At 62.3% G+C, this 9,840-nt stretch carries 10 protein-coding genes; 3 read left to right on the top strand and 7 right to left on the bottom strand.

The genetic code is table 11. From position 1 onward, the window contains the following. Nucleotides 1–271 precede the first annotated feature (271 nt). On the top strand, nucleotides 272–691 hold the full coding sequence (locus M0954_RS27500; protein ID WP_122153992.1) for a VOC family protein: 420 nt from the start codon (nucleotides 272–274) through the stop codon (nucleotides 689–691). Nucleotides 692–769: 78 nt separating this feature from the next. Here M0954_RS27500 and M0954_RS27495 read toward each other — a convergent pair whose 3' ends face one another. The 4 genes from M0954_RS27495 to M0954_RS27480 form a co-directional block, all read right to left on the bottom strand. Beyond that, nucleotides 770–1,930, bottom strand: coding sequence for an FUSC family protein (locus tag M0954_RS27495; RefSeq protein WP_297356641.1), 1,161 nt, complete (start codon nucleotides 1,928–1,930; stop codon nucleotides 770–772). 102 nt (nucleotides 1,931–2,032) lie between these two features. Continuing rightward, complete coding sequence (gene mctP / locus M0954_RS27490; RefSeq protein ID WP_122153990.1) at nucleotides 2,033–3,583, bottom strand: monocarboxylate uptake permease MctP; 1,551 nt, start codon at nucleotides 3,581–3,583, stop codon at nucleotides 2,033–2,035. Then, complete coding sequence (locus M0954_RS27485) at nucleotides 3,580–3,819, bottom strand: DUF3311 domain-containing protein (RefSeq protein WP_297356639.1); 240 nt, start codon at nucleotides 3,817–3,819, stop codon at nucleotides 3,580–3,582. Before M0954_RS27485 ends, mctP begins: the two co-directional genes overlap by 4 nt. Before the next feature lie 166 nt (nucleotides 3,820–3,985). Beyond that, nucleotides 3,986–4,900, bottom strand: coding sequence for a spermidine synthase (locus M0954_RS27480; RefSeq protein WP_297356637.1), 915 nt, complete (start codon nucleotides 4,898–4,900; stop codon nucleotides 3,986–3,988). 236 nt (nucleotides 4,901–5,136) lie between these two features. Between M0954_RS27480 and M0954_RS27475 the strand changes: the two genes are divergently transcribed. Further along, the gene (locus M0954_RS27475; RefSeq protein WP_123384517.1) at nucleotides 5,137–5,832 is read left to right on the top strand and encodes a mobilization protein; all 696 of its coding nucleotides are present in this window, start codon (nucleotides 5,137–5,139) and stop codon (nucleotides 5,830–5,832) included. Nucleotides 5,833–5,875: 43 nt separating this feature from the next. Here M0954_RS27475 and M0954_RS27470 read toward each other — a convergent pair whose 3' ends face one another. Next, nucleotides 5,876–6,421, bottom strand: a complete 546-nt coding sequence (locus M0954_RS27470; protein ID WP_297356635.1) for a DNA-deoxyinosine glycosylase — start codon at nucleotides 6,419–6,421, stop codon at nucleotides 5,876–5,878. A 5-nt stretch (nucleotides 6,422–6,426) separates the two neighbouring features. Further along, nucleotides 6,427–7,107 (bottom strand): chorismate lyase, encoded by a 681-nt coding sequence (locus tag M0954_RS27465; protein WP_122153986.1) that lies wholly within the window; start codon nucleotides 7,105–7,107, stop codon nucleotides 6,427–6,429. Nucleotides 7,108–7,346: 239 nt separating this feature from the next. On the opposite strand from M0954_RS27465, the gene M0954_RS27460 reads away from it, so the two are divergent. Beyond that, nucleotides 7,347–7,850, top strand: coding sequence for an OmpA family protein (locus tag M0954_RS27460; protein WP_122153985.1), 504 nt, complete (start codon nucleotides 7,347–7,349; stop codon nucleotides 7,848–7,850). Between the two features lie 115 nt (nucleotides 7,851–7,965). Here the strand turns inward: M0954_RS27460 and M0954_RS27455 are convergent, their stop codons facing one another. Then, on the bottom strand, nucleotides 7,966–9,804 hold the full coding sequence (locus tag M0954_RS27455; protein ID WP_367279539.1) for a tetratricopeptide repeat protein: 1,839 nt from the start codon (nucleotides 9,802–9,804) through the stop codon (nucleotides 7,966–7,968). Nucleotides 9,805–9,840: the final 36 nt, after the last annotated feature.

The following is a 9,840-nucleotide window of genomic DNA, read 5'->3' as shown; positions in this document are numbered from 1 at the left end:
GCCGAAGGCATCCGCGCGTTCGCCGCTGACGCAGTCAAGCTGGAAAAGCTGATCGAAGAACTTCGCTAACTGCATTAAGTACGTTTGAGCTATGCGGGCCTTCTCCAGGGCCGGTCAACACGGCTTTGGCGGATTTCACCTGGTTTCACAAACAACGCCACGACAGACGACTACAATCGTTTGTCGTGGCGTTGTTCTGTCTGTTTAGACAGCGGCCGCGTCGCGCACGTGACCACTTTCGCAATCAGTTGCATGGGACAGGGAGACGACCATGGAAATCCAGCCTTATGTATTTTTCGACGGCCGCTGCGAAGAAGCGCTGAGCTTCTATACCGACAAGCTAGGCGCCGAGGTGCAGTTCAAGATGCACTACAGGGACGCGCCGCCCAATCCCGACCAGACGCCCAATCCTAAGTTCGCCGACATGGTCATGCATGCCTCGGTCAAGCTCGGTCCGACCATCCTCATGATGTCCGATGATTGCATGAGCGAAAGCGTCACTCACACCGGGTTCAGGTTGACGCTGACGGGCAACGACCTCGCCCACGCCGAGAAGCTGTACAACGCCCTGGCCGACGGCGGCAAGGTCGACATGCCGTGGCAGGCCACTTTCTGGACCAAAGGCTTCGGCATGCTGACCGACAAGTTTGGGATCGGCTGGATGGTGATGGCCCCCGAACAACCGAGCTGAGCTCCCACTGAGCGTACTCGCCTGCCGCCGCCCGCTCAGGTGACGAGGCAGCGACGGCGAGGCCACGCCTCGACCGGGTCAGCCCGGTTTTGCCGCGGCGGCGTGGACGCCCTGCCCATGCCGCTCGATATTCCAGTTCGGCTCCGTTTCGAGCAGCAAGGCCCGCAGGCGGTCGACCTGCTCGATCATCCGCTCGCCGAGCCAGTATGGCCCCTGCAGTTCGGGAGTGAGGTGCTGCGCAAGCGCACCGCCGGGCACACAAGACAGCACGACCTGGGGCGCCAGGAAGCGCGCCGCGCCGCCGAAGCGCAGGCCCCGCGCCATCGCCAGCAGCATGGCCCGCACTGCGTGCGCCTCGGCGCCGCATTGCTTCGAGAACGCTGCACGGGCGGCGGCGTCCGCGTGTGCCAGCGCACCGGTCGCCATCATTTCCAGCGCGCTCAAGACCGAGCGGTGAACGCGCTGAATCTCCTCCAGTTTCCCCGGCGACGCTTCGATCTCCTTCGCCACCGAGGGCATCAACGAACGCGATTGCACGAGCCGCTTGTTCAACTCCAGAAACGTCTTGATCTCTTCGTCCGCATCGAAAGGCGCGCCGTTCACAAGGCGCGCGTAAATCCGCGCACAGCCTCGCAGATTCTCAGCCAGCAGGTAGCGCCATGAGTAAGTCGCATGCAGCGGCAGCGCGAACGAGAACGCCAGCGCAATCACAATGCCGATCAGCACGTTGAGCGTGCGCCATAAGCCCGTGTCGATCAGGTTGTCGCCATGTCCCGCTACGATGCACATGGTAATTGCCGTCAGCAGTCCGATATAGCCGCCCTTGCCGATGGCGTACCACGCGCAGATGGCCGCGACAATGGACATCAGCACATAGGTCAGCCACAACGAACCGAATAACAGGTTCTGCTGCAGGATCAGCGCGAGCCCAATGGTCGCCCCGAGCAGCGTGCCTGCCGCCCGCTCGGCAGCCTTCTTGCGGATATTGCCGTGATGCTGCAAGCCCCCAATCACCACCAGCAGCGTCACCGACGACCAGATGCCATGCGGAATATTGATGCCCGTCGTGGCGAGGATCGACACCATCATCGCGAGGCCGACCCGCACGCTATGCAGCAGTTTGGCGTGCCGGTAACGGTAATACGGCGAGGTGATAGACCTGAGGACGCGACTGGTGCTCGTGCGGCGCGGCATCACGGGGTCGCGATCGGAATCAGAATCAGAATCGGCAGAGGACATGGTCGCGCGGAAGCTGGGTTGCGATGTAGCTATCCTGCACCAAAATGCAAAACGCCCGCAATTTTTCGTTGCGGGCGTTTTTTGGACAGTAGCTTCGGAGGATTAGCTTTCGACCACGTCCAGATAGTCTTCCGGGTTGGTGCGATCTTCTGCGTGCTTCATGCCAACCGCGCGCACCAGCAGGCTCACCACCACCGACACCACCAGGTTCACGATCAGCGACCACACCGCCGCGTAGCCGGGAATCGCAAGGCCGAACAGGTGGATCGTGAAGATCGAGCCGGCGAGCTTCAGCGAGACTGCCATCCACGTCCCGGTCGCAATGCCGACGGCCCAGCCGAGCAGCAGGCCGCGATAGTCGAGCATACGCGTGTAGAGACCCAGCACGATCGCCGGCAGCGTCTGGATGATCCAGATGCCGCCCAGCAACTGCAACTGGATCGCATACGTGAGCGGCAAGCCGAGAATGAACGCTACGGCGCCCACCTTGACGAGCAGAGAGACCAGCTTGGCAATATTGGTTTCCTGCTCACCCGTCATGTGCCGGTTGATGAACTCCTTGTGGATATTGCGCGTGTACAGGTTAGCCGCTGCAATCGACATGATCGCCGCCGGCACCAGCGCGCCGATCCCGATCGCCGCAAACGCCACCCCGACGAACCACGGCGGGAAGAAATGCAGGAACAGCGCCGGCACCGCGAAGTTCGGGCCGAAGGCCTTGAAGTACGGTGCGAATTCCGGCATGTCCTTCACGCCCGCCGCCAGCGCCATGTAGCCAAGCAGCGCGAGCAGACCGAGCACCAGCGAATAGGCCGGCAGCATCGCCATATTGCGGCGGATCGTGTTGCCCGATTTCGACGACAGCACCGCCGTAATCGAGTGCGGGTAGAGGAACAGCGCCAGTGCCGAGCCGACTGCCAGCGTGGCATAAGCGCTGTAGCCGTTCAGATTCGACACGTCAGGCGCTTTCAACAGCAGCTTGGCCGGCGGCACCGCGGCAAAGATGTGCCCGAAGCCACCCAGTTGCGGCGGAATCACGATCACTGCAGCCCCGATCGTGATGTAGATCAGCACGTCTTTGACCACCGCGATCATGGCCGGCGCACGCAGGCCCGAGGTGTACGTGTAAGCCGCCAGAATCGCGAACGCGATGATGAGCGGCAGATCGCCGACAAAACCGCTGGTGTCGAACCCGAGCGCGCCGATCACCACCTCGATACCGACCAGCTGCAACGCGATATACGGCATGGTGGCGACGATACCGGTCACGGCGACTGCCAGTGCAAGCATCCGGCTGCCATAGCGCGCGTTGACGAAGTCGGCTGATGTCACGTAGCCGTGACGTTTCGCAATGCTCCACAGCTTCGGAAACACGACGAAAGCAAACGGATAGATGAGGATCGTATAAGGCAGTGCGAAGAAGCCCGTCGCGCCCGCGCCGAACACGAGCGCCGGCACCGCGACGAAGGTGTAGGCGGTGTACAGGTCGCCGCCCAGCAGGAACCACGTGACGATGGTGCCGAAGCGCCGGCCGCCGAGGCCCCACTCTTCGAGATGCGCGAGATCGCCGCGCCTCCAGTGTGCCGCGATAAAGCCGAGAATCGTGACGCCGATGAAAAACAGGACAAAGACAAAGGTGGCGACGGGATTCATTGAACGCCCCCTTGCGTGCTATCCGGCGAGCGCCGCTTGGTCTTGAAGTAGACGAGCGCCGTGATGACCGCGCTGATCAGCACCCACAGCAACTGATACCAGTAGAAGAACGGGAAATCGAACAGCTGCGGTTCGACCTTGTTATATGACGGCACCCAGATCATCGCGATCCAGGGAAGCAACAGCAACCAGAGCCAGCGCTTGCTGGCCCTGTTGGCGTCGGCGTCGTGAGCCATGACGTCTCCTTTTTCCTTTTATTGACTTGCGTCCCGTGGTTGACGGGCGGTGAACCCCATACCGGAGAAGCCACAGGCGACCCGAAAGCAATGAAAGAGTATAGGAGTCGCAAAGGTACGGTCAAGCCGGGGCGACCCCGAAGCAACGCCTTCTTGCCTCGTACGCCTAGATCGAAAACGAATCGCCGTGCTGCCCGGTTGATTCCCGCAGACCCTTGATCCACTGACGCGCCGGCAAGCCGAGCTCGGCTTCGATCAGCCTGGCACGCGCTTCGAGCGTCGCGAACGGCACCTCGAGCGCCGGGCCCGAAAACGCAATCGCCACGCGGTTGCCATCATGCACTTCAGGTAGCGCGACCACACGGCCGTCGAAGGCTTCGTTCATACGCTTCATGTTGCGCACGAAGCTCGGATGATCGCCGAACAGGTTCACCGTCACGAGGCCCGCATCGGTCAGACATGCGCGCACCGCGCGGTAGAACGCCACGCTGTCGAGCACCGGACCGCGCGCTGTCGCATCGTAGACGTCGATCTGCAGCGCGCCGATGGTGCCGTGGTTCATGCGATCGTTGACGAAGTCCCATGCATCGGTTTCGTGCACGGTGAGACGGGCATCGTCGGAAGGCAACTGAAACATCGTGCGTGCGGAGATCACCACCGCCGGATTCAGCTCGACGGCTTCGACGTTCGAGTTCTTCAGGAAACGATACGCAAACTTGGTCAGCGCCGCCGCGCCCAGGCCGAGCTGGACAATACGCTTCGGCGCTTCGAGGAACAGCAGCCAGGCCATCATCTGCTGCGCGTATTCGAGCTCGATGTGATCGGGCTTGCGCAGACGCATCGCGCCTTGCACCCATTCCGTGCCGAAGTGCAGATAGCGCACGCCGCTTTCCTCCGAGAACGTCACGGGGGCGAAGCGCGGCTTGCGTGGCGCCTCGATTCGCGGCGCGTCATCAAGGTCTTCGTCGCGTTGCGCGCGCTTGCCTGTCCGCAGTGTTTTCTGCCGGGTGGCGACAGATTCGGCTTCCCGGTTGCGGAATGCGCGGGCCTCGGCCGAAGCGCGCTTGATCAGTTTCGTCATGTCAGGATGTCGCGCCAGAGACGCAATATTTTGGTCGAATGAGAGCATAGCATTCGCCGCCCCCGAATTTCTTTTCCATGTACCCTGTTTGCAGATCGTGTGCGGCTAGTTCGCAATCTGCTTTTATCCAGCGTATCCAGCCTTTACATTGCTTGAAACTTTATTTCGCCGCACCGTCATCGAAGCCTGATACGGTCGTCAGATAAGACTCACACCACCACAAAGGATCCTCGAGTATGAGCAACATCCACTTCATTGGCGGAGAAAAAGGCGGCGTGGGCAAATCGCTCGTCGCGCGCGTGCTGGCGCAGTACTTCATCGACGCGAAAGTGCCGTTTCTGGGCTTCGACACTGACCGCTCGCACGGGGCGCTGCTGCGCTTCTATGGCGACTATGCCGCGCCCGCCGTGCTGGACCGGCACGACAGCCTCGATCCCGTGATGGAAGCTGCGCTCGAAGATCCGCAGCGGCGCATTCTGGTGGACCTCGCCGCCCAAACGCAGCAACCGCTCGCCAAATGGCTCGACGATTCCGATGTGCTGGCAGTGGCCGAAGAGAATGGCCTCACGCTGACGTGGTGGCACGTGATGGACAGCGGCCGCGATTCGGTCGATCTGCTGCGGCAATGGCTCGATCAGTTCGGTGGGCGTCTCAAGCTGGTGATCGTTTTGAACGAAGTTCGAGGCGATCGTTTCGAGATTCTGGAGGCGTCGGGCGAACGTGCGCGGGCCGAAGCACTGGGCGCCAGCGTAATCACCCTGCGCCATCTGCCCGATACGACCATGCAGAAGATCGATCAGCAAAGCACGAGCTTCTGGGCCGCGGTCAATCATCCGGACCGCGCCGCTACAGGGCTTGGTCTGCTGGAGCGGCAACGCGTGAAGGTTTGGCTGCAGCGCGTGTATGGCGAGTTGGCGAAACTTGGGGTGTAGGCGAGGTGCGGCCGGCTAGGTGCGGCCGGCTAGGTGCGGCCGGCTACGTGCGACCGTTCTGCGTGCTCTGCGCGGCTTTGGCTGAGGACGGCTCGACCAGCCAGCCACGCAATGCTTCCCATGCCTTGAGCTTCTCCGCGTAAGGCATGGTGTAAGCAGGGCTGCTCGACGGAAGGCTGATGAATTCCACGTTCCCGGCCGCGCCCAGTAGCGCTCGCATGCCGAGCCGCGCAGCCGTGCCGCCGTTGAACGCGACTGCCACGAGATGAGGTAGCGATTCAACGAGTGCCATCAAATCATTGCTGGCATGGTTGCGGATCCGGCTATCGAGGCTTCCTTCTCGCTGCGCCTCGGCCACGACGTCCCACAGGCCGACGCGATGACGCAGCAGCGTCTGCAGGCGCGTGAGGTAGTCGAGGCTGTGCACCTCCTCGCCAATCACGTCGCCGATCAAATGCCAGAAGCGATTCTGCTTGTGCGCGTAGTACTGCGCTTGCGCGAGCGAGACTTCGCCCGGCAGGCTGCCCAGCACCAGGACTCTCGTGTTGGCATCCACGACGGGAGGAAAACAGCGCTTTTGCGTCGTCATGCGAGCTACCCCTTGCGGGTATCGCGCTGCACCGGATGAGCACGCGACGCAGTGTGCTCGAGGGGCCGGCCGTGTTCGCGCACGTGGATGCGCTGCGGTTCGTGCCCGGACGATTCAGGCGTGGACGACGCAAGATGCGCCCACAAGGCTGGCAACATACATTCGGTGACCATCAGCGGCGCGCCATGGCGCTCGAACACCGAGCGGCGTGCGACCAACGCTTGTGGACGTGCATACGTCTCGCCGATCTCACGCGCAGCCAGCCGGTACAGCGGATGACGCGCCGTGAGCCGACGGCTCACCAGCGCCGAGCGGGCGACGCTGCTATCGCTATAGAGCAGTTCGGCCAGCGGCCGCGTGCGCAGTTTGCGCATGGCCTGCCAGACACCGGCGCTCGCGGCCAGTGGCGCAATGCTATGCGCCGCGACGAACGGCGTGCCGTCGACTGACAACACCACCTCCCGAACCCACACCGGAGCACGGCACTCGACGCCGAGCGCATTGGACTCATCGGCCCACGGCAGCGCCACCGCTTCACGTGTGACCCGCACCGCAACGGCGCCGAGCGTGCGCAGATGCGCGGTGAGCGAGCCACCGCGGGTGAGCCAGTCTTTCTGGTCCCGGCTGAAACCGGGTAAGGGCGCGACGCGCCAATGGGCGTCAGCGGCATTGAAACGGGTAGCCATGGTGTCGGATTATAACGGCGCCGCGTAGGGACAAACCTTTCAGCGCGCAGCTTACAAGGTTCCCCGCCACGTCGCTTCCAGTCTGACGTGCATCAACCAATCTCCGGCTTTCGGACTGCTCTGATTCTCCGTTCACTGCCCCGCACGATAAAAGATCGCTGCGTTACGAAATCGGCGGTCCGCTTTTCCATGTGTCGCGGGCACGCCATGTGATCAGATACCAATGGAGAAGAATAGTGATGAGAAGATTCCTCAGTGCAAGCGCGTGCGCCATGGCTGTGATGGTTTTGGCAGGCTGCGCATCCACGCTGGATCGCGCCAAAGAAACATCGTTGAATCAGGCAGTGGGCATCGAGGTGAAACCGGTCGCCGGCGGCGTCTCCGTCAAACTGCCCGAAACCGCGCTGTTCGATTTCGGCAAGTCGGAGATACGTTCCGACGCGGCAGCCGTGGTCAACCGTTCGGCGGTCTTGCTCAATCGCAGCAAGAAGCCGATCCTCGTCGAGGGATACACCGACAACGTCGGCACGCTCGAGTACAACCAGCAACTCTCAGAAGCACGCGCCACGGCGGTAGGCTACGCGCTGGTGGCGCGTGGTGTGGCCACCGAGCGCATCCGCACCAAGGGCAACGCCTACAACAATCCCGTGGCCAGCAACGATACGCCTGAGGGACGCGCGCTGAACCGGCGCACCGAGATCCTCGTGCACGGCGAGACCATGGATACGTTGATGGGACGCTAGCGCGTGTTGCCCGCCGCACGAAATGGAGATTGCCAGACGGGCAGGCATGCGAGGAGCGCCTCGGGCGCGCTTCGCATTTCTCTTCCAACGCCTAAACCGGGTTCGCTAGTCCGGTTCAGGCGCGGGTATCTTCCACATAGCCTTGCAGTGCAGTCTGCACCTCCTCCAACACCTGCTCCCACCGGCCAAACTCCCGCTGACGAAAGAGCCGTGCCGACGGATACCAGGGAGAATCGGTCTGCTCGATCATCCAGCGCCAATCGGTAAAGGTAGGCAACAGGATCCACACGGGTCGACCGGCCGCGCCGGCAAGATGCGCGACAGCGGTGTCGACGGTGATCACCAGATCGAGCGCATCGATGATGGCCAGCGTATCGGAGAAGCCGTTGATTTCCGGACCCAGCAGATGCATGCCGATCTCCGCCGGCAACGCAGCCGCTTCTTCTTGCGCGCGACCCATCTGCAGAGAAAACCACTTCACGCCAGCTTGCCCGAGGACGGCCCTGAAACGCTCCAAAGGAATCGACCGAAAGCGGTCGAGCCCGTACCCCGGATTGCCCGCCCACACCAGCCCGACACGCTTTCTGCGCGTGCCATGCCGATCGGCGCGATCGATCTCAGCGAGTCGATCCTGCCAGCCGCGGACCTTGGCCGGCGTAGGCGTTACATACGGCATCGCGAGCGGCAGCATCGACGGCTCCAGTTTCATATGCTCCGGCGCCCGGAGCATGCGGCACCAGTAGTCATATGATCCGGGCGGGGATGTGGTCCACGCAGCGTGAACCCCGGCTGCGCTACGCGCCAGCTCGCCCAGCGGCGCCTCGACCCACACGTCGACGCTCGCGCCTTGCCGATGCAGCCAGTCCGCCATGCGCAGAAACTGAAGCTGATCGCCGAGGCCCTGTTCGCCGATCAGCAGAAACCTGCACCCTGCAACCGGCTCGCCCTTCCATTCAGGACAACCAGGACGAACCAGATCATGGTTCTCCGGCAGAGCTTCGTGCCAGCGGTATTGTTTCCACCCCTGTTCGAAGTCGCCGAAACGCAGTTGAGCCGCCGCCAGATTGAATTGCATGCGAGCGTCATCGGGCAGCAACTTCGCTGCCTTGATGGTATGCAAGTGCATTGGCGCGAATTCACCCAGCATGTTGAATGCATACGACGCGTTGTGATGCAGCCATGCGTTACGCGGATTGATGGCGAGTCCCTGGACCGCTACGCCGATGGCGTCCCTGAAGCGATGGATGCCGTTCAATGCGAACGCCAATCGCTCGAGCGCGTCGGCATCGGCGTTGGCTGCAAAACGCGCACGAAGCTGGTCAAGCAGCGCGTCGATCTGACTGTCGCGGCTCGCCTTTGACAGGGCTGCAAACAGTTCTACCACCTCCGACTTCCGGGTCGAATCGAGCGCCCAGGCTTGCAGCCAATAATCTGCCGCGTCGGCGAACTGACCGAGCTCCGTGCTGATTCTGGCCAAGGCGCGAACGGCATGATGCAGGCCGGGATCCAGCTCCAACGCCTTGATGTAATGCAGGCGAGCCTCGGCAAAACGGCTAGACAGACGCAGACAATCGGCGAGATTCCGGTGCAAGGTGGCCGTGCTGCCCGCCAGGCCAAGCGCGCGATGATAGAACGCTTCGGCGCCCACGCGATCGCCGCCCCCGGCCGCCAATATGCCGCGATGCTCCCAGATGTCCGCACGCTCTGGGGCAACGGTCAATGCCTCGTCCAGATACTCGCGTGAACGTTCCGCCTGGTCCAGATGAAAGCAGGCAAGCCCCATTCGGTGCAGTGCGTGAGCATGCCGGGGTTGCTGTTCAAGCACCTGCTGGTATTGCTGCATCGCTTCGTGGGTCTGATGTGCTGCCAGATAGGCGTCAGCGCGAGCAATCAGGGCGTCGAGTTCTTCCATGCTGTCGGGGAAAGAGCGGTTGAAGAGCGCGCGGTCGTGCATCCAAACGCTCTGCGATTATTGATGTTCGAAAGCGGG

Source organism: Paraburkholderia sp., assembly GCF_026225065.1.
Taxonomy (GTDB): domain Bacteria; phylum Pseudomonadota; class Gammaproteobacteria; order Burkholderiales; family Burkholderiaceae; genus Paraburkholderia.
Note: the sequence above shows the minus strand (reverse complement) of the source record. Positions and strands in the feature narration are given on the sequence as shown.